This is a genomic window from Streptomyces sp. NPDC090088 (genome assembly GCF_044747345.1).
Lineage (GTDB): Bacteria > Actinomycetota > Actinomycetes > Streptomycetales > Streptomycetaceae > Streptomyces.
The window spans coordinates 344,342-368,067 of sequence record NZ_JBIVDZ010000002.1 but is presented as its reverse complement, the minus strand read 5'-3'; the positions used below and the strand labels follow the sequence as shown (position 1 = coordinate 368,067).

Sequence of the window (23,726 nt, the reverse complement as noted above, 5' to 3'; positions counted from 1 at the left end):
GGCACAGGCCCCGCTACCGGCACCGGACAGGACTCAGGTACCCGTCCGGTGCCCCCACACGTACACCTTGTCGCCCTTCTTCAGCACGCTCCACAGCTTCTTGGCGTCGCCGAGCTTGAGGTTCACGCAGCCCCAGGAGCCGACGGTGGTGTAGATCGAGCCGTAGACGGCGTGGAAGGCCTGCCCGCCGTCGAAGAACTGGGCGTACGGCATGGGCGAGTTGTACAGCGTCGACCAGTGGTTCTTGTGCCGCCAGTAGACGGAGTGCCACCCGGCCCGGGTCGCGTACCCCTTGCGCCCGCTCCGCATCTGCACGGGCCCGTAGATCACCTTGCTGCCCTTCTGCACCCACGTGACCTGCCGGTTGAGGTCGACACAGGCGACCCGGTACGACTTCACCGGGCAGTTCTTCTTGGCGTTCGGATCCTTCTTCGCCGACAGCAGCATCATCTGGTACCAGGTCACCGGCCCGGCGAACCCGATGGCGGGCTTGATCTTGTACTGCTTCTGGAACTTCTGGATGGCCTTGCAGTCGGCGGTGGACTGCTTCCCGTCCGCCTTCAGCTTCAGCCACTGCTCGATCTGCTTCTGGTACGGCCCGGTCAGCTTGGAGCAGCTCACCTTGGAGACGGCGTCGCTGAGCGGCACGTACTCGATCAGGTCGTACGTCCCCGGCGCCGCCGCCTTCGGCTCGACCGCGTCCTCCTCGGCGGTCGGCGTGTACACCTTCGGCGCCAGCCTCTGGTCCGGCGTGTCGACCTGCCACGGCTGCCCGGGCCCCGGCGCGACCCCCGGCACCAGGTCCGACTCGGCCACGGCGGCGGAGGGTTCGGGAGCACCATCGTCGGCGGCGACACTCCCGGCACCGACAGAGACAACAGTCACAGCGGCGACAAGGCTCCCCGCGACCCCGCGCACAACACCACACCGCCCACGCACGATTCGTCCACTAATCATGCGATCAGACAACCCCCACCACCCCCCAATCCCGGGGAGCCGCGCGGCGAGGTCACCCGAGGGATGCACGACCGACCCAAGTGGAGCGCCCCGCAAGGGGCGCGGGGAACTGCGCGCCCAGCCCCCACTCACCCGCAGGTGCCCACCAGCCGTCCGGCACCGCCGAAATCCACCGTCGTGGCCGAGCGCCGCCGCGGCGGAAACGAATTCGCGGCGCAGCCGCGTGCCGGTGCGGTCTCGACTTACCGAGTCGGGTGAGTGGGTGGGAAGACTCCTCGCCAAGCCGCCCCCAGCTGCGAAGCGACCTCGTGGGCAACCGTCGGTGCCCCCTCCGCCGCGAACCGCCCCGCGAGCCCGTGGAGATACGCGGCCACACTCCCCGCGTCCCGCCCGTCCAACCCGGACGCCAGCAGCGACCCCGCCAGCCCCGACAGCACGTCCCCGCTCCCGGCGGTGGCCAGCCACGGCGTCCCCGTCGCGTTCACCCGGACGGCCACCGCCCCACCCTCCGGCGCCGCCACCAGCGTCGTCGACCCCTTCAGCAGCACGGTCGCCCGATAGGCCGCCGCCAGCTCCCGCACCGCCGCGAGCCGGCCGGCCTCGACCTCCTGCCGTCGTACCCCCAGCAGCGCGGCGGCCTCCCCGGCGTGCGGCGTCATCAGCGTGGGCGCCGTCCGCGCCCGCACCACGTCCCGGTCGGCCAGCCGCAGCCCGTCCGCGTCGACCAGTACCGGCACGTCCTGCTCCAGCACCCCGGCGACGGCCTCCGCGTCGTCCCCGGCCCCGGGCCCGACCACCCACGCCTGCACCCGCCCCGCCTTGCGCGGCCCTCCGTCCGACACCAGCGTCTCGGGGAAGCGGGCCAGCACCTCGTCCCCGGCGGGCCCGACGTACCGTACGGCCCCGGCCCCGCCCCGCAGCGCGCCCGCGACGGCGAGCACGGCGGCGCCCGGATAGCGCGCCGAGCCGGCCGCGATCCCGACCACTCCCCGCCGGTACTTGTCGCTCTCCGCCGACGGCGACGGCAGCAGCCGGGCCACGTCCACGTCCTGCAAGGCCTCCAGCTCGGCCGCCTCGGGCAGTTCGAGCCCGATGTCGACCAGCCGCACCGAACCGGCGTACTCCCGCGCCGGATCGATCAGCAGTCCCGGCTTGTGCGTCCCGAAGGTGACGGTCAGGTCCGCCCGTACGGCCGCCCCCCGCACCTCACCGCTGTCCGCCTCCACCCCGCTCGGCAGGTCCACGGCGACGACGGCCGCCCGCGACCGCGCCACGACCGCCGCCAGCGCGGCCGCCTCGGGCCGCAGCCCGCCCTTCCCGCCGATCCCCACGATGCCGTCGACGACGAGATCGGCCCGCAGGATCAACTCCTCGGCGGCGCCCGGCAGTACGGCGGTCCCACCGGCCCGGCGCAGCGCCGCGAGGCCGCCCTCGTGCGTGCGCTCCGGCGCGAGCAGCACCGCCGTGACCCCGGCGCCCCGGCGCGCCAGCCGCGCCCCGGCGTACAGCGCGTCGCCGCCGTTGTCCCCGCTGCCGACCAGCAGCACCACCCGGCTGCCGTACACCCGTCCGAGCAGATCGGCGCAGGCGGCGGCCAGCCCGGCGACGGCCCGCTGCATCAGCGCCCCTTCCGGCAGCCGTGCCATCAGCTCCCGCTCGGCCGCCCGTACCGTCTCCACGCTGTAAGCAGTCCGCATGCCCCGAGTCTCCCCCGGAACCGGCGGCCCGCGCATCCGCCGACGGCCCCTCGGGTCACCCCTCCGCGATCACCACCGCCGAGGCGACTCCGGCGTCATGACTGAGCGACACATGCCACGACCGGACCCCGAGTTGCGCCGCGCACGCGGCCACGCTGCCCTTCACCCGCAGCCGTGGCCGCCCGTTGTCCTCGACGACGACCTCCGCGTCCGTCCAGAGCAGCCCGGGCGGCGCGCCCAGCGCCTTGGCCAGGGCCTCCTTGGCCGCGAACCGCGCGGCGAGCGAGGCGTGGCCGCGCCGCTCCCCGCTCGGCAGGAACAACTCCCGTTCGACGAAGAGCCGCCCGGCCAGCCCGGGAGTCCGCTCCAGCGACTCCCGGAACCGGTCGATCTCGGCGACGTCGATACCGACCCCGATGATGCTCATGGTCAGCACCCTAAGGTCACTCCACGGTGACCGACTTCGCCAGGTTGCGCGGCTGGTCCACCTCGTTGCCCCGGGCGGTGGCCAGTTCGCAGGCGAAGACCTGCAGCGGGACCGTGGCGACCAGCGGCTGCAGCAGGGTCGGGGTGGCCGGGATGCGGATCAGGTGGTCGGCGTAGGGGACGACCGCCTCGTCGCCCTCCTCCGCGATCACGATGGTGCGGGCACCCCGGGCCCGGATCTCCTGGATGTTGGAGACGATCTTGTCGTGCAGGACGGACCGGCCGCGCGGGGACGGGACGACGACCACCACCGGCAGGTCCTCCTCGATCAGCGCGATCGGCCCGTGCTTCAGCTCGCCCGCCGCGAAGCCCTCGGCGTGCATGTACGCCAGTTCCTTGAGCTTCAGGGCGCCTTCGAGGGCGACCGGGTAGCCGACGTGCCGGCCGAGGAACAGCACCGTCTTCTTGTCGGCCAGGGTGCGCGCCAGCGCCCGTACCGGCTCCATGGTCTCCAGGACCCGCTCGACCTCGCCGGAGATCTGCGAGAGGTCCCGGATCACCGCGCCGATCTCGTCGCCCCACTTGGTGCCCCGCACCTGGCCGAGGTAGAGGGCCACCAGGTAGCAGGCGACCAACTGGGTGAGGAACGCCTTGGTGGAGGCGACCGCGACCTCCGGTCCGGCGTGGGTGTAGAGCACCGCGTCCGACTCGCGGGGGATCGTCGAGCCGTTGGTGTTGCAGATGGCGAGCACCTTCGAGCCCTGTTCCCGCGCGTGCCGCAGCGCCATCAGCGTGTCCATGGTCTCGCCGGACTGCGAGATGGCGATGACGAGCGAGCGCGAGTCCAGGATCGGGTCCCGGTAGCGGAACTCGCTGGCCAGCTCCACCTCGCACGGGATGCGCGTCCAGTGCTCGATGGCGTACTTGGCGATCAGGCCCGCGTGGAAGGCCGTACCGCAGGCGACGATGACGACCTTGTCGATCTCGCGCAGCTCGGCGGCGCCGATCCGGACCTCGTCCAGGGTCAGCGAGCCGTTGGCGTCGATGCGGCCCAGGAGGGTGTCGGCGACCGCCTTGGGCTGCTCGGCGATCTCCTTGAGCATGAAGTAGTCGTAGCCCCCCTTCTCCGCCGCCGACGCGTCCCAGTCCACGTGGTACGAGCGGACCTCGGCCGGGGCGCCGTCGAAGCCCGTGACCGTCACGCCGTCCCGGCGCAGCTCCACCACCTGGTCCTGGCCCAGCTCGATCGCGGAGCGCGTGTGGGCGATGAACGCGGCGACGTCCGAGGCGAGGAAGGCCTCGCCCTCGCCGACGCCCACCACCAGCGGGGAGTTGCGGCGCGCGCCCACGACCACGTCCGGAGCGTCGGCGTGCACCGCGACCAGGGTGAACGCGCCTTCGAGACGGCGACACACCAGGCGCATCGCCTCCGCGAGATCGGCGGCGCCGGAGAACTCCTCGGCGAGCAGGTGCGCGACCACCTCGGTGTCCGTCTCCGAGGCCAGGTCATGGCCCCGCTCGGCCAGTTCGGCCCGCAGCGCGGCGAAGTTCTCGATGATCCCGTTGTGGACGACGGCGACCCGGCCCGCGTTGTCGAGGTGCGGATGCGCGTTGGCGTCCGTCGGCCCGCCGTGGGTGGCCCAGCGGGTGTGCCCGAGACCGGTGGACCCGGTCGGCAGCGGCCGCTCCAGCAGCTCCTTCTCCAGGTTGACCAGCTTCCCGGCCTTCTTCGCCGAGGCCAGCCCGCCGTCCGCGAGCACGGCGACACCGGCCGAGTCGTACCCCCGGTACTCCAGCCGCTTCAGCCCGGAGACGACCACATCGAGCGCCGACTGCGCCCCCACGTATCCCACGATTCCACACATGAGCGGCAGCCTAAGTGCGAGACCGCCACGGAAAGAGGCACCGCGTGCCCGAAATCGGAAATTCCCGCCGCCGTACGCGCCTTCCGGCCACCGTCCGTCCGCTCTCCCGCGCGGGCGACCGTGACCGACCCCACCCGCCGTTCCGTTCAAACTCCGTTAACAATGGAATGTGATCTCTCCGGTCTCCCCGATCTCCCGGAGCGCCCACCGGCACAGGCCGGAGGCGACTCCCTACGTCGACCTCACCCGTGACGAGTGGAGCGCGCTGCGCGACAAGACGCCGCTGCCGCTCACCGCCGAGGAGGTCGAGAAGCTGCGCGGCCTCGGCGACGTCATCGACCTCGACGAGGTGCGGGACGTCTATCTCCCGCTCTCCCGGCTGCTGAATCTCTACGTCGGTGCCACCGACGGCCTCAGAGGCGCCCTGAACACGTTCCTGGGCGAGCAGGGCTCCCAGGCCGGCACCCCGTTCGTGATAGGCGTGGCGGGCTCGGTGGCCTGCGGCAAGTCCACGGTCTCCCGGCTCCTGCAGGCCCTGCTCTCCCGCTGGCCCGAGCACCCCCGGGTCGAGCTGGTCACCACCGACGGCTTCCTGCTCCCCACCAAGGAGCTCCAGGCCCGCGGGCTGATGTCCCGCAAGGGGTTCCCCGAGTCGTACGACCGCCGGGCCCTGACCCGTTTCGTCGCCGACATCAAGGCCGGCAAGGACGAGGTCACCGCCCCCGTCTACTCGCACCTCATCTACGACATCGTCCCGGACCGCAAGCTCACGGTCCGCCGCCCGGACATCCTGATCGTCGAGGGCCTCAACGTCCTGCAGCCCGCCCTGCCCGGCAGCGACGGCCGCACCCGGGTCGGCCTCGCGGACTACTTCGACTTCAGCGTGTACGTCGACGCGAGCGCCGAGGACATCGAGAACTGGTACCTCAACCGCTTCAAGAAGCTGCGCCAGACGGCCTTCCAGAACCCCGACTCGTACTTCAGGAAGTACACCCAGGTGTCCGAGGAGGAGGCCGTCGACTACGCCCGCACCCTCTGGCGCACCATCAACAAGCCCAACCTGGTGGAGAACATCGCCCCCACCCGAGGCCGCGCCACCCTGGTCCTCCGCAAGGGCCCGGACCACAAGGTCCAGCGCCTACGACTCCGCAAGCTGTAGCGCCCTTTCAGGGGCGCGGGGAACTGCGCGACCAGCCACGACGAACCGTCAGCCCGCAACGCACCTTCCCCGGCACCCCGAACCCGCAACGGCCCTATCCCAGCGCGGACTTCACCGCATCGGCCAGCCGCCCGGCCACCGACCGCGCCTGCTCGATGTCCGCCGCCTCCACCATCACCCGTACCAACGGCTCGGTCCCCGAGGGACGGAGCAGTACGCGCCCGGTCTCCCCCAGCTCCCGCTCCGCCTCGGCGACGGCGGCCGCGAGGTCCGCCGAGGTCCGCACCCGCGACCTGTCGACGTCCGGCACATTGATCAGCACCTGCGGCAGCCGCTCCATCACGCCCGCCAGCTCCCGCAGCGCCGTCCCGGTCTGCGCGACCCGCGCCGCCAGCAGCAACCCGGTCAGCGTGCCGTCACCGGTCGTCGCGTGGTCGAGGATGATGACGTGCCCGGACTGCTCGCCGCCGAGGGCGTAGCCGTGCTCCTTCATCTCCTCCAGGACGTACCGGTCGCCGACCGCGGTCTGGACCAGGTGCAGCCCCGCCCGCTCCAGCGCCAGCTTGAAGCCGAGGTTGGACATGACGGTGGCGACGACGGTGTCGGCGCGCAGCGCGCCCCGCTCCCGCATGGCGAGGGCGAGGACGGCCATGATCTGGTCGCCGTCGACCTCCTCGCCGGCGTGGTCCACGGCGAGGCACCGGTCCGCGTCCCCGTCGTGCGCGATGCCGAAGTCGGCCCCGTGCTCGATGACCGCGGCCTTCAGCGGGCCGAGGTGGGTCGAGCCGCAGCCCGCGTTGATGTTGAGCCCGTCCGGCTCCGCGCCGATGGTGATGATCTCCGCGCCCGCCCGGCGGAACGCCTCCGGCGAGACCCCCGCGGCCGCGCCGTGCGCCTCGTCCAGGACGATCTTCAGGCCGTCGAGCCGGTTGGGCAGGACGGCGAGCAGGTGGGCGATGTACCGCTCGGCCCCCTCGTCGTACGACCGCACCCGGCCGACGCCCGCGCCGGTGGGCCGCTCCCAGGGCTCGCCGTGCCGGTGGGACTCGTAGACGCCCTCGATCTTCTCCTCCAGCTCGTCGTCGAGCTTGTGCCCGCCGCGCGCGAGGAACTTGATGCCGTTGTCGGGCATGGCGTTGTGGCTGGCGGAGAGCATGACACCGAGGTCGGCGCCGAGCGCGCCGGTGAGGAAGGCCACGGCGGGGGTCGGCAGCACGCCGACGGTGAGGACGTCCACGCCCGCGCTCGCCAGCCCGGCGACCACGGCCGCCTCCAGGAACTCCCCGGACGCACGCGGATCCCGTCCGACGACCGCCGTAGGCCGGTGGCCCTCGAACGTGCCCGTCTCGGCCAGCACGTGCGCCGCCGCGACGGACAGGCCGAGCGCCATCTCGGCGGTCAGGTCCGCGTTGGCGACACCGCGCACGCCGTCCGTGCCGAAGAGTCGTCCCACTTGTCCTCCTGAGGAAGCGTCCTTGCCGCCTGGAAATGATGACAGGCGCCCGGTCATGCGATCACACCAGCCTTTGAGCGTCTTGTGTCGTTATACGCCCTTGGCTGGGATAAACGAACGCCCCGACGGCACATGTGGCGTGCCGCCGGGGCGTTCGGAGTACGTGCAGGCAGCTGGTGATTAGCGCTTGCTGTACTGCGGGGCCTTGCGGGCCTTCTTCAGACCGGCCTTCTTGCGCTCGACCGCACGGTCGTCGCGCTTGAGGAAGCCGGCCTTCTTCAGCGGGCCGCGGTTGTTGTCGACGTCGGCCTCGTTCAGCGCGCGGGCGACACCGAGACGGAGCGCACCGGCCTGGCCGGAGACACCGCCACCGGCGATACGGGCGATGACGTCGTAACGGCCTTCGAGCTCGAGCACCTTGAAGGGCTCGTTGACTTCCTGCTGGTGCACCTTGTTCGGGAAGTAGTCCTCGAGGGTGCGACCGTTGATCTTCCACTTGCCGGTGCCCGGGACGATCCGGACGCGGGCGATGGCGTTCTTGCGACGGCCCAGGCCGGCGGCCGGCTGCGGGTCGCCGAAGCGGGACGCCAGCGACTCCGAGGTGTACTCGCCCTCGACGGGGACCTCGGACTCGGTGGTGTAGCTGTCGATGTCGACGAGCTCGGTCTCGGTCTCTTCGACCGGCTGCTCAACAGTGGTCTCGGCCACGATGCTCCTCAGATTCTTTTCTGTCTTAGGGGGTGGCCGGAACTACTGCGCGACCTGGGTGATCTCGAACGGCACCGGCTGCTGCGCAGCGTGCGGGTGCACGTCACCCTTGTAGACCTTCAGCTTCGAGAGCATCTGACGGCCCAGCGTGTTCTTGGGGAGCATGCCCTTGACGGCCTTCTCGATGGCCTTCTCGGGGTTCTTGTCGAGCAGCTCGTCGTAGCGGACGGAGCGCAGACCACCCGGGTAGCCGGAGTGGCGGTACGCCATCTTCTGGGTCCGCTTGTTGCCGGAGAGGTGCACCTTGTCGGCGTTGATGATGATGACGAAGTCACCGGTGTCGACGTGGGGCGCGTAGATCGGCTTGTGCTTGCCGCGGAGAAGGGACGCGGCGGTGGTGGCGAGACGGCCCAGGACGACGTCCTGAGCGTCAATGACATGCCACTGGCGAGTCACATCGCCGGGCTTGGGGCTGTACGTACGCACTTCGCAGCCTTCTTCTTCAGTGGATGGGTGCTGACACATGGCATCACTGAAGCGATCGTGCAGCTGGGGACGACAAATATGCCGGGACCACTGCCCGTATGCCGCCCACTGGTAACTGCTCCAGGGAACCTAGGTAGAGGCCTCTCTCGTGAGAAACGAGCGAGCCAATACACAACGAAGAGCAAGCCTACAAGGGCGCCCCCGGACGGGTCAAAACGAGCTCGGGGCGACCGGCGCGGCCGGGATGCGCCGTCTCGCCCCCAAAGGTCCACTATCACCGTTCGTACTGTCGCACCGGTACCCCTCGCCGCCCGTCTAAGATGCGCCCCATGAGTTATGGGCAGGGGGGACCCCAGTCCCAGTGGGATCCCTGGAAACCGCAGTCTCAGCAGCCCTGGCGCGACAGTTCCGGGCCGACCCCGGACTGGGCCGCGCTCGCCGACGCGTCGGAAACGCGGAACAAACGGCGCCGCGTGCTGTTCATCGGCGGCGGCGTGGTCGCCACGCTGGCGATCGGCACCGCCGTCGCCATGGCCGTGGTGTCCGCGAACGGCGACAACAACGCCTCCGGCACGCCCTCGAACCTGCCCGCGAGCGCCTCGCTCCCGAGCGACTCGGCCGACCCGGCGCCGTCTTTCGCGCCGACCAGCGCGCCGCCACCGCTGGACCCGGAGGAGTTCATAGGCAGCGTGCAGAAGGACACGGCGCCGCTGAGCGCCGAGACCCTCTTCCCGGGCACCCAGCTGACCATGGGCGAGACGGTCTACAAGAAGGGCCCCACGGCCGACACCAAGAAGTGCGCGTCGGTCGCCAAGGGCACGCTCCCGAGCGTCCTCACCAAGAACAACTGCACCCGTGTGCTGCGCGTCACCTACTTCAAGGACGGCGTCGCGGTCACGGTCGGGGTGGCCGTCTTCAACACCGAGGCCCAGGCGAGCAAGGCCAAGACCGAGGCCGACAAGAAGGGCTTCGTCGCGGCCCTGTCCGGCTCCGGCGTGAAGCCCTTCTGCGACTCGGGCGTCTGCCGTACGACGACCAATTCCTACGGCCGCTACGCCTACTTCACCACCACCGGCTTCCTCAACGGCAAGGACGTCACCACCAAGGACACCAAGGTCTTCCAGACCGGTGACGACCTGGCGGAGTTCACCTTCCGCCAGATCCGCCGGCGCGGCGAGGCCCAGGCGTCCGCGGCGGCCCAGGGCTAGCCGGGCCGCCACCCGCCCTCCGCCGCGGCGGAGGGCGGCCGCTCAGGAGGCGGACAGCGTGTCGAAGTAGCCCAGGCCGCCGTCCCGGAAGCCCCGGGCGGCCCGCTCGGCCTCCTTCACCGTGAGCGACTCGCCGTTCTGGTAGTAGAACCAGTCGACCTTCATGTCCCAGGCGCGCTCACCGGTGAACGGCAGATCGACGAACCAGGTGTTGAAGTTGATCGCCATGTCGGCGCGCGGCGCGTAGTCGGCGCCGCTGCGGTAGAGGGTCCGGCCGTCGACGCTGTACGTGACGGAGTCCTTGCGGACCGTGATCAGCACGGTGTGCCAGCCGGCCAGGCTCCGCATCGTCTTGTGCGTGACACGGTCGCCCTCGTCGGCGTTGCGCCAGGTGGTGGTGTCCAGCTTCGGTCCGGGCGCGCCCCAGCCGCCGTTCGGCATGTACTCGTTGTCGAGCTCGCTGTACTTGTCGCCCGACCCGCCGATGGTGAAGAACGCCTGGTTGACGTGGTCGCCGTTGTCGCCGGTCGTCGGCTTGTCGGTGAAGTGGATGCGCGCGGCGTAGGTGCCGGTGCGGAACTTGGCCTCCTTGGTCCCGAGGGCGGCCTGCCGGGTGCCCGCCTTTGTGCCGTCGGTGGCGGCGCGCAGGTCGAGCACCTGCCCGCCGGCCGCCTTGTCGCCGGCCGGGAAGGAGATGCCGTCCGCCTTCCAGGTGCCGTCGATCCCGGGGCCTCCCTCGCTGGTCCGCACCAGCCAGCCGTGCTTGAACAGGGCGGTGTCCTTCGGGCCGCGGTAGTCGAAGTCGTCGAAGAACCCCCCTTCCGGAGCCTGCGCCGCCGCCTTGGCCGAGGGCGTGGCCGAGGCCTCGGCAGCCTTGCCGCCGGGCTCCTCGCCCCACACCAGGGCGCCGCTGTCGTACGCGGGGATCCGGTCGGACTTCTGATAGGTCCGCTTGGCGGCGTCGAAGGACCAGTCGCCGTCCTGACTGACCGGTTTCTGGTCGGTCCGGTAGAGCTGGATCTCCAGTCCCCGGCTGTTCGCGCCGGGCTCCAGCGCCCCGGCCGCGCCGGTGAAGCCGAGCTCCAGGTAGTGGTCGGCCCCGTCGTGGGGCGTGTCCATGGCGACCACGGTCCCGGTGAGGTTCGAGCACCCCACGGCGGCCTCCACGCAGTTGAAGGCGTACGCCGCGTCGTCGTCGGCCGTGAAGTAGTACCGCAGCGCCACCCGGCTCAGCGGCACGCGCTTGTCGGAGGTGTTGAAGACCTCCAGCCACGGGCGGACGGCATCGGCCTTGGCCGCGGTCGCCGTGCGGTACCGGACGGTGAGCTCCGGCGGCTCCGGATGGAGGTGACGCCACACCGGCTTGGCGGCCAGCCCGCCGCCCACCAGGACGGCCACCAGCAGCAGGGCCTTCAGCACTCGGCCGGCCCGGCTGGGGCGGCGGGGCTGACGGCGAGAGGACGCCACGACGAGGACTCCTTCAGGTCGGCGGAGAGGGGGTGTGGTCGAGGGCGCGGCCGACGACAGACGGAGCGACCCACGACGGCGGCCAAAGGTTGTACGGGATTCAACGTGAGAATCACAACCATGGTGGATATATGCAGGACCCATGGAGACGTTGTTACGATCCTCGCTCCTGTATTCGATTGATGACTGTGCGCTTGCCATCGGAGCTCAGCGGGGGGTCGGCGCCGAGGGTGGGATTCATCAGGTGAACCGAAGATTCTCCGTCGATCTCGTGATCATCGGGCTCGGCTACGTAGGGCTGCCCCTGGCGCGGGCGGCCAGTGGCGCCGGTCTGAAGGTCGTGGGACTCGACCGCAGCGCGCCCGTCGTACAAGGGCTGAACTCGGGCTCCTCACACGTCGACGACATCAGTGACGCGGACGTGCGCGGCATGCTCGACCGGGGGTTCCGCGCGGTCGCGTCGCCCGAGGTCATCGCGGACGCCGCGGCGGTCGTGATCTGCGTGCCCACACCGCTGACCGAGCACGGCGCGCCCAACCTCGCGGCGGTGGACGCCGCCGTCGCGGACATCGCGGCCCATCTGACCCCGGGCACGCTGGTCGTCCTGGAGTCCACCACGTACCCGGGCACCACCGACGAGGTGGTGCGCCCCCGCCTGGAGGCCGGCGGGCTGCGGGCGGGCACCGACTTCCACCTCGCCTTCTCTCCCGAGCGCATCGACCCGGGCAACCCCCGGTACGGCCTGGAGAACACCCCGAAGGTCGTCGGCGGCGCCACCCCGGACTGCACCAAGGCGGCCCGCGCCCTGTACGAGCGCTTCGTGGGCAGCGTGGTGGAGGCCAAGGGCACCCGCGAGGCCGAGATGGCCAAGCTCCTGGAGAACACCTACCGGCACGTGAACATCGCCCTCGTCAACGAGATGGCGATGTTCTGCCGCGAGATCGACGTCGACCTGTGGGACGCCATCCGCTGCGCCTCCAGCAAGCCGTTCGGTTTCGCGCCGTTCTACCCGGGCCCGGGCGTCGGCGGCCACTGCATCCCGATCGACCCCAACTACCTGTCGTACAAGGTGCGTTCGCTCGGCATCCCGTTCCGCTTCGTGGAGCTGGCCCAGGAGATCAACCAGCGGATGCCCGCCCATGTCGTCTCGCGCGCCGCCGACCTGCTCAACCAGCAGGGCAAGCCGATCCGCGGCTCGCGCGTCCTGCTGCTCGGCGTCACCTACAAGCCGGACATCTCCGACCAGCGGGAGTCCCCCGCCATGGACGTCGCGGAACTGCTGCTCGAACGCGGCGCCGACCTCTCCTACTGCGACCCCCGCGTGCCCGAGTGGACCGTCGAGGGCGTCGCCGTGCCCCGCGTCGAGGACCACCTCGCGGGAGCCGAGCAGGCGGACCTGACCATCCTTCTCCAGCAGCACAGCGAGTTCGACCTCGGCCCGCTGGCCGACCACGCCCGGCTGCTGTTCGACACCCGCGGCAGGACGGCCGACCACCCCCAGGTGGTCCGGCTGTGAGCGACGGCTACGCACCCGGCGCCCTCGACAGCGACGACCGCCGTCGCCACCGGCGCAAACGGCACCTGAAGGTGTCGTACTTCGTCTTCCTCGCGATCGCCGCCGTCATCGTCACCAAGCTGGACCCGCACTCGCTGCACGCCTACTCGTTCGGCGCGCTCGGGCTGCTCACCCTGAAGATGTTCGGGGCGCTGTTCTACCGGCCCGCCAAGGCGGACCGCGAGGAGCTGCTGCTCCTGGACAACTCCTGGGTCACCGCGGTCATCCCGATCTACAACGAGGACCCGGTGATGTTCGAGCAGGGCATGCGCAGCCTCCTCGCGCAGAGCCGGCTGCCCAACGAGGTCCACATCATCGACGACTGCAGCGCGAACCCGTCCGGCATCAAGGCCGCCAAGAAGCTGCGCCGCGACTTCGAGGCGCGCGGCGTGAAGTACACGGTCAGCGTGCAGCCCGAGAACAAGGGCAAGCGCGAGGCCCTCGCCCTCGGCTTCGAGTCGGCGCCCTACTCCGACCTGTTCCTGTGCGTGGACTCCGACACCATCCTCTCCCGTGACACGGTCCGTGAGCTGCTGCTGCCCATGGCCGAGGAGAAGGTCATGGCCTCCACCGGCATGGTGCTCGCGCTCAACCACGACACCAACATCTTCACCCGGCTCCAGGACCTGCGGTACGGCAACTCGTTCCTCTTCGAACGGGCCGCCTACTCCCGGCTGAAGTCGGTCCTGTGCTGCTGCGGCGCGCTCTCCGTGTACCGCGGCACGCTGGTCCGCAAGTACCTGCCGGACTTCCTCAACCAGCAGTTCCTCGGCAAGCCCGCCGTCTTCGGCGACGACCGCCGGATGACGAACTACGCCCTGATGGAAGGGCAGGTGGTCTTCCAGGAGACGGCCGTCGGCTACACAGCCGTCCCCGAGAAGCTCCCGCACTTCCTGCGTCAGCAGGTGCGCTGGAACAAGTCCTTCTTCCGGGAGTCCCTGTGGGCCTTCAGGAACCAGAAGAAGTACCGGCCCGCCTTCTGGCTGACCTGCATGGAACTCGCGCTGTGGCTGATCTTCGGCACCGCGATGTTCTACTCGATGGTCGTCCTGCCGGCCATGCACCCCGAGCGGTTCGTCGGCCACATCGGCGACTACCTGGTCTTCATGGTCCTCATGGGGTACCTGCGCAACGTCCGGTACCTCGACTTCCCGCGCCGGGGCATGGGCTTCATCAAGCGGTTCGGCATGTTCCTGCTGGCTCCGCTGTACGGCGTCATCCAGCTGCTGCTGCTCACCCCGCTGCGCTTCTACGCCCTGCTCACCCTCGGCAAGGGCACCTGGGGCACCCGCCAGGGCGGTGTCGAGGTCTCGGTCGCCGGCGGCCACGAGCAGGACGTCTCGGCGGTCTGGGAGGAAGAGGACGAGTACTCCTCCTCGCAGGTCTCCTCCACGATCGAGATGATGCGGCTGGAGGGCATCGCCCTGGCCCGCACGGCTCCGCACGCCTCCGGGCGGCACCCGGAGGCCGTCCCGGCCCAGGCCTACACCCAGCACAGCGAGGACGAGCTGCGGGAGCTGGGCCGGAGCCCCCAGCCGCCCGTCGCCTGGAACGGCGTGACACAGCAGCCGCAGCCCGTCGCCCACGATCCGTACGCCGGCCAGTACCAGCAGCAGCCCGCACAGCCGTACGGCCAGTGGCAGCAGGGCCAGGTACCGGAGCAGGGCCAGGGGCATGGGCAGGGGCATGGGCAGGGGCATGGGCAGGGGCACGTCCAGGGGCACGGCCCGGTCTACGGCGGCCAGCCGTACATCCCGCACATCCCTCAGCAGCCGCAGGCACCCGACCACTCGCAGGGCGGGCAGTGGACCCCGGAGAACGAGACCTACGCGTCCGGACAGCAGGACGACGGCTGGTTCGGCGGCCACCGCTGACCGAGGTCAGCTGTAGTACGCCATCGCCTCCTGGACGGTGAGCACCGCGATCCCGCGTTTCTGGATCTCCGTCATCAGCTGACGCAGACCCGCCTGGCTGATCTCGGTGCTCGCCGCCGGTGTACCCGCGACGACCTTGTGCAGGCAGAGGATGAGCCAGCCGCCGCGGGCACACCGGTCGAGCGGCCCGCCGGCACCGATCACGTTGGCCAGCGTGGTGCCCCCGACACCCGGCCCGTCGGTGACACCGGTCAGCGCCTTGAGCCGGTAGGGCATGGCCGGCGCGAAACTCTCGACGGTGTCGAAGGCAATGGAGCGGGCCGTACTGAAATGGCGGCCCGCGAGCAGATCGACGGGTACGCCGTCCGTGGTCTTCTGGAAAACGCCGTGCGGATAGGCGAAGTGCTCGCTGGTGAATCCGTTTCCGACCAGCCATTCCCGGAGCTTCCGGAAATCGTCGTCCACCTGTTGTGCCGACAGTTGGGCATAGCCCGCCGCGTGCGCCGCGGTGGCATAGGCGTGTCCGGCCATTTCCCAGCCGGAAGAGTCCTGGAGCGAGCGCATCTTCCCGAGGTCCAGGCAGGAGGCGGTGCCCACCGCGTCCGCGATGTTGTAGACCGTGCCCGGGATTCCGTAGGGGTCCATGACGGGCCGGGCGAGGTCGTGCACGGACACGTGCGAGTCGTCGAACGTGACGGACACCGCGCCTCGGGGGAACACGGTGGTGGCGGCGGGCACCAGCTCGATCGCCTGCAGGTGGTACGTCACGGGCCCCGCCGCGTCGTCGTAGACGGCGAACGACATGTCGGTGAAGCCCGACCGTACCGACGGTTCGCCCTGCGCGGAGAGCGAGTACGAGCCGGACGCGGTGGTGACGTCGGACCACTGCAGGTTGACGGTCACCCACTCCCCGGACTGGACGTAGTTGGCCGCGGTCGCCGAATGCGTGTGCAACCGCCAGCCGAAGACGTTCTTCAGCCCGTCGGTGCCCAAGTAGAAGGCCACTCTGCTGAGATGGGTGACGTCCGCGACCCGGAAGACGAGCCTGATCATCCTGGCGGACAGGTCCAGGCCGTCCATCCCCGTCCTGCGCACGTACGACTGGACGCCGCTGCCCGCGGTCGTCACACGGATCGACTGGCTGCCGCGGGTGAAGACGGCGGTGTCACCCGGGTTCGCCGAGGCGGTGCCCGCGCCACCCGCCGACCAGCCGTGCCCCGGCTGGAACTGCTGGCTCCAGCTCGCCCGGCGATAGCGCGGCCGCCGTCCGCTCGGGGCGTACGGCGGTGCCGCCAGAGCGTCGAGAGGGGCGGCACTCGCGGTGACCGGCATGCCCGCCGCACCGGCCCCGCCGGCCGCGGCCAGACCGCCGAGACCCGCGAAACGCAGCGCGGAACGCCGGTCCACAGAAACGGAATTCCATATTCTCTTACGCAACGCGACCCCCACTCGACACGACGTCCACCTCGGACACAGTTATCCCCCAACACCCCGCCCTTGCGCAGCCGTTCGTAATCCATGTGTTCAAAGTGGCTGCAGTGACAGTAAAATCGCATTGATCGGTGGGGATGATTCGCGCGGCCCTTTCCTCCTTTCACGGGCCGGCACGCGCCAGGGAATCCCGTCTCCCCGCCGAGTCCTCGTAAGCCCCCGGGGGGGGGGCTGTGTACACGTGACACCGGAGGGGATCATGCAGAAACGTTCTTTTGTGCTGCGCCACGGCGGCCGCGCCATCGGTGCGGCCGCGCTGCTCATGGCAGGCCTGGGGGTCGGCGGAGCCTGGCCGGCCGTCGCGGCCGACGACGACTCGTGCACACCGACGGAGGGCTTCACCGACTGCCGGATCTTCTCGTTCACCGGCGCCGCCGAGGACTTCCAGGTCCCGGCCGGGGTGGCACGGCTGGACTTCCGGGCTTGGGGCGAGGGCGGGGACGGCGGCCCCTTCGCCAACGGCGGAGCGGGCGCGTACGTGGCAGGCTCGCTCACGGTCACACCCGGTGAGCACCTGGCCGTCAAGGTCGGCGGCTTCTCCTACGGCGACAGCTACGGCGACGCTCTCGGCGGCAAGGGCGGCGGCAGGTGGGGCGAGAAGGGAGGCGCCAGCTCCGCGGTCCGGGCCGCCGACGGCTCCGCCCTGGTCGTCGCCGGCGGGGGCGGTGGCGGCGGGGGCGGCGTCAGAGGGGTGGGCCGGGCCGGCGGCGCCGGTGCCCCGGACGGCCAGGACGCGGTCGAGACGAACCTCGGCGGCAAGGGCGCGAAGGGCGGCCGGGGCGGAGCGGCGGGCGGCCCGGGCGGAGCGGCCGGTGCCGACCACCCGCAGGGCGGCGCCGGCGGTGCGGGCGGTGACAGCGCGGGAGGCGGCGGCGCGGGCTACGCAGGCGGTGGCGGCGGAGCGGGCACCGACTCCGACGGCGACAGCGGCAGCGGCGGTGGCGGCTCCAGCTACGCCGACCCCGTCCGCACCACCGGCGTGCGGATGCTGGGCAGCGACACCACCGTGCCGCCGGCGAAGAACGACCCGTTCTGGGCGCCCAGCCCGTTCGACGACCCGGTCCTGTCCGGCGTCGCCGAGGGCGGCCCCAACGGTCCCGGCGGCGACGGCCGCGTGGTGCTCCAGTGGACGGCGGCCGAGCAGCCCGCTCCCGTACCGGCGGAACTGACCCGGGAGTCCGGCGACGGCCAGACCATCGCCCCGAACGGGGTGTCCGCCCCCTTCGCGGTCGTGGCCCGCGACAAGGAAGGCGAGCCACTGGCGGACCAGAAGGTGACGTTCGCCCTGGAGGACCCCGACGGCCTCGGAGTGACGTTCGACGGGGACGCGACCGAGGTGACGACGGACACCCAGGGCCGCGCGCGCTCCCCGCGCGTCACCGCCGGTGACACCGAGGGCGACTTCGGCGTGCGGGCCACCTCGGGGAACGTCTCGACGACGTTCACCGCCCACGTGGGCGAGACGGCCCACAGCATCGAGATCACCGGCGGCGACGGACAGCAGGCCCGGCCCGGCGCGTCCTTCGCCGAGCCGCTGAGCGTCGCGGTCAGCGCGGCCGGTGCCAGGGCGGCGGGCACCGTGGTGGAGTTCCGCGTGCGGAGCGACGCGGACGGCGCCCCGGTGTTCAAGGGCGACGAGCGGACGGTGAGCGTGACCACGGACGCCGACGGCGAGGCCTCGGCCCCCGAGCTGGTCGCCGGGGAGAGAACGGGCACCTACACCGTCACGGCCACCGCCGCCGACGCCACGGCCCGCTTCACCCTCAAGGTCACCGCGGCCGACGAGGCCTCCCCGTCGCCGAGTCCGAGTCCTTCGGGGACGGGTCAGGCCGCGCCGGGTGCCTCGGACGGCGATGACGGCGGCGCGGGCGACCTGGCGCTGACCGGTGCCGGGGACATCGGCACCCTCGCCGCGGCGGCCGTGGCCCTGGCCGCGGCCGGCTGGGCCGTCCTGCGGGTCGCGCCCCGGCTGCGGACCCGCTTCCGCTCGCACGACTGACCCCGGACGACGGAGGCTCCACGGCCCGTGGAGCCTCCGTCAGTGCACCTGCCCCCGCACCCGGCGGGCCTGCCGCTGCCGCTCCGCGAGCTGGTCGTCGGCCGGGTACGCGACCTCCTCCAGCGTCAGCCCGTGCGGTCGTACGACATGCACCGCGCTGTCCCGCACCCCCGCGTCCAGCACCTTCCGCGGCCACTCCACGCCCCGGTGCCCGTCCCCCACGAACAGCAGCGCGCCGACCATCGACCGCACCTGGTTGTGGCAGAACGCGTCGGCCCGGACCTCGATCTCGACGACCCCGTCCGCGGTACGGCGCACCCCGAAGTCGAAGATCTCCCGGACGGTCGAGGCTCCCTCCCGCTTCTTCGCGTACGCCGCGAAGTCGTGCTCCCCGATCAGCGACCCGGCCGCCGCGTCCATGACGTCGACGTCCAGCTCCCAGTCGTGCCACAGCACGTGGTTGCGCAGCAGCGGGTCCACACCGCCCGGCCGGTCCCCGACCCGGTACACGTACCGCCGCCACAGCGCCGCGAACCGCGCGTTGAACCCCGCCGGCGCCTCACCCAGCGACCACACCCGCACATCCTTGGGCAGCCGCCCGGCCAGTCGCTTCAGCAGCTTCTCCCGCTGCTCCTCCCACACCCCGGCCGGCAGATCGACATGCGCCACCTGCCCCCGCGCGTGCACCCCGGCATCCGTACGCCCGGCCACCGTCAGCTCGTACACCGTCTCCTGCGACCGCGTGACGACCCGCAGCGCGTCCTCGATCTCCCCCTGCACGGTCCGCTTCCCGCCGGCCTGCTTGGCCCAGCCGTGGAAATGGGACCCGTCGTACGACAGGTCGAGACGGACACGGACATGACCGGGCTGCGCTTCGTCACTCACGGAAGAATCCTCTCAGGCACGAAAAAAGTGGGCCCGCCCCTCGAAAGGAACGGACCCACTCACGCGCCCCGTCAGGGGCGCGGGACTGCATCGTCATGCGGCTCCGCCGCGCGGGCGCGACCAGCCACAACAGACCGGCAGCCAAAGGACGGCTTACGCCTCCTTGGTCTCCTCGGCGGCAGCCTCGGTCTCCTCGACCTCGTCGACCTTGGTCTCCTCGACCTTGGTCTCCTCGGCCTCCTTGACCGCACGCTTGGTGGCGGCCTCGGCCTCGCCGGTGGCCTGCTGCGCGACCGTCAGCGCCTCGACCAGCTCGATGACAGCCATGGGCGCGTTGTCGCCACGGCGGTTACCGATCTTGGTGATACGGGTGTAGCCACCCGGACGGTTCTCGTAGCGCGGGCCGATCTCGGTGAAGAGCGTGTGCACGATGCTCTTGTCCGTGATGACCTGGAGCACCTGACGGCGGTTGTGAAGGTCGCCCTTCTTCGCCTTGGTGACCAGACGCTCGGCGTACGGGCGCAGGCGGCGGGCCTTCGCCTCGGTGGTGGTGATCCGGCCGTGCTCGAACAGCGACTTCGCGAGGTTCGCGAGGAGCAGCTTCTCGTGCGCGGCGCTGCCGCCCAGACGGGCACCCTTGGTGGGCTTCGGCATTGTTCTTCTCCTGTGTGTCTGCCCCGGCCGTGTCAGGTACCGGAGTCAGGAACCCGATGAGCGGCTGCCCATCGGCATACGACCGATCAGTACTGCTCGGTCTCCACGAAACCCGCGTCCGCGTCGTCGTCGGCGCCGAAGGCGTCGGCGGCGGCCGTGGGGTCGAATCCGGGCGGGCTGTCCTTGAGGGCCAGGCCCATGCCGGCCAGCTTCGCCTTGACCTCGTCGATGGACTTCGCACCGAAGTTGCGGATGTCCAGGAGGTCCGCCTCGGAACGTGCCACGAGCTCACCCACGGAGTGGATGCCCTCGCGCTTGAGGCAGTTGTAGGACCGGACGGTCAGCTCGAGCTCCTCGATCGGGAGCGCGAGGTCGGCCGCCAGCGCCGCGTCCGTGGGGGACGGGCCCATGTCGATGCCCTCGGCGTCGATGTTCAGCTCGCGGGCGAGACCGAACAGCTCCACCAGGGTCTTGCCGGCCGACGCCATGGCGTCACGCGGCCGCATGGCCTGCTTCGTCTCGACGTCGACGATCAGCTTGTCGAAGTCGGTCCGCTGCTCGACACGCGTGGCCTCGACCTTGTACGTCACCTTCAGCACGGGGCTGTAGATGGAGTCGACCGGAATCCGGCCGATCTCCTGACCCACCTGCTTGTTCTGCACGGCGGAGACGTAACCGCGGCCACGCTCGACCGTCAGCTCCATCTCCAGCTTGCCCTTGCCGTTGAGCGCGGCCAGGACCAGATCGGGGTTGTGCACCTCGACACCGGCCGGGGGCGCGATGTCGGCGGCGGTGACCAGACCCGGACCCTGCTTGCGCAGGTACATCACGACCGGCTCGTCGTGCTCCGAGGAGACGACCAGCTGCTTGATGTTGAGGATCAGGTCGGTGACGTCCTCCTTGACGCCCGGCACGGTGGTGAACTCGTGCAGCACGCCGTCGATCCGGATGCTGGTGACAGCAGCGCCGGGAATCGAGGACAGGAGGGTACGGCGAAGGGAGTTGCCGAGGGTGTAGCCGAAGCCCGGCTCCAGCGGCTCGATCACGAACCGGGAGCGGAATTCGTCGACGACCTCTTCGGCCAACGAGGGACGCTGAGCGATCAGCATGTGTGGATCAGATCCTTCTTTCGTGGACGCCCGCTATTTGACGTCCTACGGGACCGCGCCGCATACACACAGCACGGGGTACTGCAAGGGTACGGGCGGTACGCCCCTTACGGAGCCGTACCGCCCGGGCAGCCCTGCGAAGCGACGTCAGACGCGACGGCGCTTCGGCGGACGGCAGCCGTTGTGCGGGGTCGGGGTGACGTCCTGGATGGAGCCGACCTCGAGGCCCGTGGCCTGCAGGGAGCGGATCGCGGTCTCACGACCGGAACCCGGGCCCTTCACGAACACGTCGACCTTGCGCATGCCGTGCTCCTGGGCGCGGCGGGCAGCCGACTCGGCGGCCATCTGCGCGGCGAACGGCGTGGACTTCCGGGAACCCTTGAAGCCGACGTGGCCGGCGGAGGCCCAGGAAATCACGTTGCCGGACGGGTCCGTGATCGAGACGATCGTGTTGTTGAACGTGCTCTTGATGTGCGCGTGGCCGTGAGCGACGTTCTTCTTTTCCTTGCGGCGCACCTTCTTGGCAGCGCCCTGACGACCCTTGGGGGGCATCTACTAACTCCTACGGGAGGTGGTCGGTCCTACAGCGAAGACCGTGGACAGAGGTCCGCTGCGGACTACTTCTTGCCCGGCTTCTTCTTGCCGGCGATGGCGCGACGCGGGCCCTTGCGGGTGCGGGCGTTCGTGCTGGTGCGCTGACCGCGGACGGGCAGACCGCGACGGTGACGCAGACCCTGGTAGCAGCCGATCTCGACCTTGCGGCGGATGTCGGCCTGGATCTCGCGACGGAGGTCACCCTCGGTCTTGATGTTGTTGTCGACGTACTCGCGGATGGCGACCAGCTGCTCTTCGGTCAGGTCGCGAACACGGGTGTTCGGGTCGATACCGGTCTCGGCCAGCGTCAGCTGGGAGAGCGTCCGGCCGATGCCGAACACGTAGGTGAGGGCGACCTCCACGCGCTTTTCGCGCGGGATGTCAACACCGGAAACGCGTGCCACTTCAATGGCTCCTGGTGATCTTCGGAGGTCTTCCGCAGAACCGGTTCCCAGCCGCCGTACCAGGTACGAACTGGGTCCCCGGCCTCCGAACCGGGGGTGTCAGGCGCCTGAGGCACCTGGGTCCTGCGTATGAACAAATTCAGCTCGCGTCGCGCGAATCTCTGCGATGTCGATGCAGAGGGATCGGTCGTGCGTCAGCCCTGGCGCTGCTTGTGGCGCGGGTTCTCGCAAATGACCATGACCCGACCGTGACGGCGGATCACCCTGCACTTGTCGCAGATCTTCTTGACGCTCGGCTTGACCTTCATGGGATTGAGGTTCTCCGAGTCAGAGGGATCTACTTGTAGCGGTAGACGATCCGGCCACGCGTCAGGTCGTACGGAGACAGCTCCACCACGACCCGGTCGTCAGGGAGGATGCGGATGTAGTGCATACGCATCTTGCCGCTGATGTGTGCCAGGACCTGGTGGCCGTTCTGGAGCTCGACCTTGAACATGGCGTTCGGAAGAGACTCGACGACAGTGCCCTCGATCTCGATGGCACCTTGCTTCTTGGCCACGCTTCGCCCTTCGAATCGACTACCTTGATCGACTCCCGCACTTCCCCTCTCGGGGGCATGCGGACATGCGGGTGCACGAGAGCCGACGAGTCAGTCTACGTCAGCACACCCGGAAAGACGAATCGAGAAAGCCTGCCCCATACGGCAGATCATTAAGCGCGCCCCGCTGAAGCGCCCCTTCAGGGGCGCGGGGAACTGCGCGCTCAGCCCTCACCGGAGCCGCGGCTTCAAACGGTGCTCAGCCCAGCGGATCCGGCGCAGCCGTGATCCCCAGTTCGGCCAGCTTGGCCCTGCCCCCGTCGGGCGCCGTCAGCACAAGCGGCCCGGCCTCGGTCAGTGCAACGCTGTGCTCCCAGTGCGACGACCACGTCCCGTCCGTCGTGATGACGGTCCAGTCGTCCTCCAGGACCTCCGTCCGCGGCGTCCCCAGGGACACCATCGGCTCGATGGCCAGGCAGAACCCGGGCACCAGCTTCGGCCCCTTGCCACGCCGCCGGTCGACGTAGTTCAGCAGGTGCGGGTCCATGTGCATCTCGGTGCCGATGCCGTGGCCGCCGTAGTCCTCGATGATCCCGTACTTGCCGCCGCCCGGCTTCGGCTGCCGGCGGATGTACGTCTCGATCGCCCGGGACACGTCCACCAGGCGGCTGCCCTGCTTCATCGCCGCGATGCCGGCCCACATCGACTCCTCGGTCACCCGGGAGAGCTCGATCAGCTCCGGAGCGTGGCCGGAGCCCACGAACGCGGTGTACGCCGCGTCGCCGTGCCAGCCGTCGACGATCGCGCCGCAGTCGATGGAGATGATGTCGCCGTCCTTGAGAACGACATCCTCCGAAGGGATGCCGTGGACGACCACGTCGTTGACGGACGTGCAGATGGTGGCCGGGAAACCGCCGTAGCCGAGGAAGTTCGACTTGGCACCGTGCTCGGCGAGGACCTTGCGGGCCACCTCGTCCAGGTCCTTGGTGCTGGCCCCGGGGACCGCGGCGGTACGCGTCGCCGCGTGGATGGCGGCGACGACCAGGCCCGCCGCCCGCATTCTGGCGATCTGCTCGGAGGTCTTGATCTGCACCATGGGGGGCCTGCGCTCTCCGTCACTCACGTCAACGTCAACCGGATACCTGGACAACAGTACGGCCGCGGCGCCCTGGGGTCCCCCCGGACCTGATCCGGGGG

22 protein-coding genes are annotated in these 23,726 nt (G+C 70.3%); 5 read left to right on the top strand and 17 right to left on the bottom strand.

Going from position 1 to position 23,726, the window contains the following annotated elements; genetic code table 11:
- Positions 1-33: 33 nt before the first annotated feature.
- The 4 genes from ACIPSJ_RS10405 to glmS form a co-directional block, all read right to left on the bottom strand.
- Positions 34-885, bottom strand: coding sequence for a L,D-transpeptidase family protein (locus tag ACIPSJ_RS10405; RefSeq protein WP_401345002.1), 852 nt, complete (start codon positions 883-885; stop codon positions 34-36).
- A gap of 314 nt (positions 886-1,199) precedes the next feature.
- Positions 1,200-2,654 carry an NAD(P)H-hydrate dehydratase gene (locus ACIPSJ_RS10400; protein WP_401345000.1) on the bottom strand — a complete coding sequence of 485 codons (1,455 nt, stop codon included), beginning with the start codon at positions 2,652-2,654 and terminating at the stop codon, positions 1,200-1,202.
- Between the two features lie 55 nt (positions 2,655-2,709).
- The gene (locus ACIPSJ_RS10395; protein ID WP_359215055.1) at positions 2,710-3,081 is read right to left on the bottom strand and encodes a holo-ACP synthase; all 372 of its coding nucleotides are present in this window, start codon (positions 3,079-3,081) and stop codon (positions 2,710-2,712) included.
- 16 nt (positions 3,082-3,097) lie between these two features.
- Positions 3,098-4,945, bottom strand: coding sequence for a glutamine--fructose-6-phosphate transaminase (isomerizing) (glmS, locus tag ACIPSJ_RS10390; protein WP_359215051.1), 1,848 nt, complete (start codon positions 4,943-4,945; stop codon positions 3,098-3,100).
- Positions 4,946-5,114: 169 nt separating this feature from the next.
- On the opposite strand from glmS, the gene coaA reads away from it, so the two are divergent.
- On the top strand, positions 5,115-6,104 hold the full coding sequence (coaA, locus tag ACIPSJ_RS10385) for a type I pantothenate kinase (protein ID WP_359215048.1): 990 nt from the start codon (positions 5,115-5,117) through the stop codon (positions 6,102-6,104).
- A 94-nt stretch (positions 6,105-6,198) separates the two neighbouring features.
- Here coaA and glmM read toward each other — a convergent pair whose 3' ends face one another.
- From glmM to rplM, 3 genes are all read right to left on the bottom strand, one after another.
- A complete protein-coding gene (gene glmM / locus ACIPSJ_RS10380) occupies positions 6,199-7,557 on the bottom strand; it encodes a phosphoglucosamine mutase (protein ID WP_359215042.1) in 1,359 nt (452 codons plus the stop codon).
- Between the two features lie 180 nt (positions 7,558-7,737).
- Positions 7,738-8,265 carry a 30S ribosomal protein S9 gene (rpsI, locus tag ACIPSJ_RS10375; RefSeq protein ID WP_359215039.1) on the bottom strand — a complete coding sequence of 176 codons (528 nt, stop codon included), beginning with the start codon at positions 8,263-8,265 and terminating at the stop codon, positions 7,738-7,740.
- A gap of 42 nt (positions 8,266-8,307) precedes the next feature.
- Positions 8,308-8,751, bottom strand: a complete 444-nt coding sequence (rplM, locus tag ACIPSJ_RS10370) for a 50S ribosomal protein L13 (protein WP_020941688.1) — start codon at positions 8,749-8,751, stop codon at positions 8,308-8,310.
- A gap of 329 nt (positions 8,752-9,080) precedes the next feature.
- Here rplM and ACIPSJ_RS10365 point away from each other — a divergent pair, with 329 nt between their 5' ends.
- The gene (locus tag ACIPSJ_RS10365) at positions 9,081-9,959 is read left to right on the top strand and encodes a hypothetical protein (protein ID WP_359215036.1); all 879 of its coding nucleotides are present in this window, start codon (positions 9,081-9,083) and stop codon (positions 9,957-9,959) included.
- A gap of 42 nt (positions 9,960-10,001) precedes the next feature.
- Here ACIPSJ_RS10365 and ACIPSJ_RS10360 read toward each other — a convergent pair whose 3' ends face one another.
- Positions 10,002-11,426: a cellulose binding domain-containing protein gene (locus ACIPSJ_RS10360; protein ID WP_401344995.1), complete on the bottom strand. Its 1,425-nt coding sequence runs from the start codon at positions 11,424-11,426 to the stop codon at positions 10,002-10,004.
- Between the two features lie 244 nt (positions 11,427-11,670).
- Here ACIPSJ_RS10360 and ACIPSJ_RS10355 point away from each other — a divergent pair, with 244 nt between their 5' ends.
- Together ACIPSJ_RS10355 and ACIPSJ_RS10350 are read left to right on the top strand one after the other, a co-directional pair.
- Positions 11,671-12,942: a nucleotide sugar dehydrogenase gene (locus tag ACIPSJ_RS10355; RefSeq protein ID WP_359215029.1), complete on the top strand. Its 1,272-nt coding sequence runs from the start codon at positions 11,671-11,673 to the stop codon at positions 12,940-12,942.
- On the top strand, positions 12,939-14,855 hold the full coding sequence (locus ACIPSJ_RS10350) for a glycosyltransferase (protein ID WP_401344992.1): 1,917 nt from the start codon (positions 12,939-12,941) through the stop codon (positions 14,853-14,855). Before ACIPSJ_RS10355 ends, ACIPSJ_RS10350 begins: the two co-directional genes overlap by 4 nt.
- A gap of 6 nt (positions 14,856-14,861) precedes the next feature.
- Here ACIPSJ_RS10350 and ACIPSJ_RS10345 read toward each other — a convergent pair whose 3' ends face one another.
- On the bottom strand, positions 14,862-16,262 hold the full coding sequence (locus ACIPSJ_RS10345; RefSeq protein WP_401344990.1) for a polysaccharide deacetylase family protein: 1,401 nt from the start codon (positions 16,260-16,262) through the stop codon (positions 14,862-14,864).
- 283 nt (positions 16,263-16,545) lie between these two features.
- Between ACIPSJ_RS10345 and ACIPSJ_RS10340 the strand changes: the two genes are divergently transcribed.
- Positions 16,546-18,345, top strand: coding sequence for a hypothetical protein (locus tag ACIPSJ_RS10340; RefSeq protein WP_401344988.1), 1,800 nt, complete (start codon positions 16,546-16,548; stop codon positions 18,343-18,345).
- 39 nt (positions 18,346-18,384) lie between these two features.
- Here ACIPSJ_RS10340 and truA read toward each other — a convergent pair whose 3' ends face one another.
- The 8 genes from truA to map form a co-directional block, all read right to left on the bottom strand.
- The gene (gene truA / locus ACIPSJ_RS10335; RefSeq protein WP_401344986.1) at positions 18,385-19,230 is read right to left on the bottom strand and encodes a tRNA pseudouridine(38-40) synthase TruA; all 846 of its coding nucleotides are present in this window, start codon (positions 19,228-19,230) and stop codon (positions 18,385-18,387) included.
- 153 nt (positions 19,231-19,383) lie between these two features.
- Positions 19,384-19,884, bottom strand: coding sequence for a 50S ribosomal protein L17 (rplQ, locus tag ACIPSJ_RS10330; RefSeq protein WP_359215014.1), 501 nt, complete (start codon positions 19,882-19,884; stop codon positions 19,384-19,386).
- Positions 19,885-19,970: 86 nt separating this feature from the next.
- Positions 19,971-20,993 carry a DNA-directed RNA polymerase subunit alpha gene (locus ACIPSJ_RS10325; protein WP_401344984.1) on the bottom strand — a complete coding sequence of 341 codons (1,023 nt, stop codon included), beginning with the start codon at positions 20,991-20,993 and terminating at the stop codon, positions 19,971-19,973.
- Positions 20,994-21,140: 147 nt separating this feature from the next.
- Positions 21,141-21,545: a 30S ribosomal protein S11 gene (rpsK, locus tag ACIPSJ_RS10320; RefSeq protein WP_003956432.1), complete on the bottom strand. Its 405-nt coding sequence runs from the start codon at positions 21,543-21,545 to the stop codon at positions 21,141-21,143.
- Positions 21,546-21,610: 65 nt separating this feature from the next.
- The gene (gene rpsM, locus ACIPSJ_RS10315; protein ID WP_020941684.1) at positions 21,611-21,991 is read right to left on the bottom strand and encodes a 30S ribosomal protein S13; all 381 of its coding nucleotides are present in this window, start codon (positions 21,989-21,991) and stop codon (positions 21,611-21,613) included.
- Between the two features lie 194 nt (positions 21,992-22,185).
- Positions 22,186-22,299, bottom strand: coding sequence for a 50S ribosomal protein L36 (gene rpmJ / locus ACIPSJ_RS10310; RefSeq protein ID WP_003998809.1), 114 nt, complete (start codon positions 22,297-22,299; stop codon positions 22,186-22,188).
- A 29-nt stretch (positions 22,300-22,328) separates the two neighbouring features.
- On the bottom strand, positions 22,329-22,550 hold the full coding sequence (gene infA / locus ACIPSJ_RS10305) for a translation initiation factor IF-1 (RefSeq protein WP_003948620.1): 222 nt from the start codon (positions 22,548-22,550) through the stop codon (positions 22,329-22,331).
- A 238-nt stretch (positions 22,551-22,788) separates the two neighbouring features.
- Positions 22,789-23,625 carry a type I methionyl aminopeptidase gene (gene map, locus ACIPSJ_RS10300; protein WP_359210608.1) on the bottom strand — a complete coding sequence of 279 codons (837 nt, stop codon included), beginning with the start codon at positions 23,623-23,625 and terminating at the stop codon, positions 22,789-22,791.
- Between the last annotated feature and the right edge of the window lie 101 nt (positions 23,626-23,726).

Excerpts from the sequence above, each read along its gene's own strand:
- ACIPSJ_RS10340 (WP_401344988.1), top strand. The coding sequence starts at position 16,546 with ATGCAGAAACGTTCTTTTGTGCTGCGCCACGGCGGCCGCGCCATCGGT.
- ACIPSJ_RS10395 (WP_359215055.1), bottom strand. The coding sequence starts at position 3,081 with ATGAGCATCATCGGGGTCGGTATCGACGTCGCCGAGATCGACCGGTTC.
- ACIPSJ_RS10325 (WP_401344984.1), bottom strand. The coding sequence starts at position 20,993 with ATGCTGATCGCTCAGCGTCCCTCGTTGGCCGAAGAGGTCGTCGACGAA.
- rpsK (WP_003956432.1), bottom strand. The coding sequence starts at position 21,545 with ATGCCCCCCAAGGGTCGTCAGGGCGCTGCCAAGAAGGTGCGCCGCAAG.
- ACIPSJ_RS10365 (WP_359215036.1), top strand. The coding sequence starts at position 9,081 with ATGAGTTATGGGCAGGGGGGACCCCAGTCCCAGTGGGATCCCTGGAAA.
- rplQ (WP_359215014.1), bottom strand. The coding sequence starts at position 19,884 with ATGCCGAAGCCCACCAAGGGTGCCCGTCTGGGCGGCAGCGCCGCGCAC.
- glmS (WP_359215051.1), bottom strand. The coding sequence starts at position 4,945 with ATGTGTGGAATCGTGGGATACGTGGGGGCGCAGTCGGCGCTCGATGTG.
- map (WP_359210608.1), bottom strand. The coding sequence starts at position 23,625 with ATGGTGCAGATCAAGACCTCCGAGCAGATCGCCAGAATGCGGGCGGCG.
- rpmJ (WP_003998809.1), bottom strand. The coding sequence starts at position 22,299 with ATGAAGGTCAAGCCGAGCGTCAAGAAGATCTGCGACAAGTGCAGGGTG.
- ACIPSJ_RS10400 (WP_401345000.1), bottom strand. The coding sequence starts at position 2,654 with ATGCGGACTGCTTACAGCGTGGAGACGGTACGGGCGGCCGAGCGGGAG.